General features: G+C 59.7%; 1 protein-coding gene. It reads right to left on the reverse strand.

Features of this window, described 5'->3' with window-relative positions:
- Window positions 1–1300: aspartate--tRNA ligase (aspS, locus tag N2315_09405; GenBank protein MCX7829386.1), on the reverse strand; the 1300-nt coding region annotated here is incomplete at both ends.

Consider the following 1300-nt stretch of genomic DNA (forward strand, 5'->3'; position numbering starts at 1 on the left):
GACTTCTCCCGAAGGGTCGGCTCCTTTTTTCGGATAGTTGATGATGAGGTGCAGTTCCTCAAGCTGTCGGGGGTCTACTTCGCTGGGACAATCGTCCATGGGGCTGACCGCGAAGGAATTCTTGGGGAAGGCGATCACTTCTTTTATGCTGGTTTCCCCCGCCATGAGCATCACGAGCCGGTCAAGCCCCGGGGCAATGCCGCCGTGGGGCGGGGCCCCATACTTAAAGGCCTGGGTTAAAAAGCCGAATTTCTTTTCCGCCGCTTCCGGTCCAAGGCCAACGATGGAAAACACCCGTTTCTGGAGTTCCGGGTCGTGGATACGGATGGAACCGCTGGCAAGCTCAAAACCATTGAGCACCAGGTCGTACAGGTCCCCCTTCACCGAACCTGGATCGGTTTCCATGGTGGCGTGGTACTGTTCCTGAGGCCAGGTAAAGAGGTGGTGGGCCGCTTCCCAGCGGTTTTCTTCTTCATTGAATTCGAACATGGGAAAATCGATGATCCAGGCAAACTCAAAACGCCGGGGATCGCAGAGTCCCAGATCCCGCCCGAGCTTGGAACGAACCGCCCCCAGGGCCACGTTGGCGATCTGGCGCTTGCTGTCCGCCACCAGGAGGATAAGGTCTCCTACCTGGGCGCCGAGGCCGCGGATAATCCTTCCCGCCAGGTCGGCGGGGGCGCCACTCCCATCGGGGGCGGGCACAAAGAACTTGCTGATGCCCCCTTCCAGGGTGGGCGACCCGTCGGCCGCCCGGGTTACCTTCATCCAGGCAAGACCCCGGGCCTTGTAGATCTTTGCCTGGGCTTCCAGTTCTTCGATCTGTTTGCGGGAATAGTCGGCCTTGCCGGGAACCACCAGGGCCTTGACGCCCCCGCCTGGAATACGGACCCCCCGGGCTGCCGCGGCCTGCCGTTCCGCTTCACCCGCGGCAAGGGCCTCTTTAAAGGCCTGAAAGGTGGATTCCGCCACGTAGGGGTCAAAGTTCTGTAGGGGCAGTTCATACCGCAGATCCGGTTTGTCGGAGCCGTAGGTTTCCATCGCTTCATCGTAGGGAATCCGGCGGAACCGGGCAGGAAGGGTTACCTGCAGGGTCTTCTGAAACACGTACCCCATGAGTCCTTCTATCAGGGTAAGCACGTCTTCCCGGCTTACGAAGGACATCTCGATATCGATCTGGGTGAATTCCGGCTGCCGGTCACCGCGCGAGTCCTCATCACGGTAGCATCGCGCGAGCTGGAAGTATTTGTCAAAGCCCGAAACCATGAGAATCTGCTTGTAGAGCTGGGGTGACTGTGGC

The sequence above is a fragment of the Thermanaerothrix sp. genome, assembly GCA_026417795.1.
Taxonomy (GTDB): domain Bacteria; phylum Synergistota; class Synergistia; order Synergistales; family Synergistaceae; genus Thermanaerovibrio.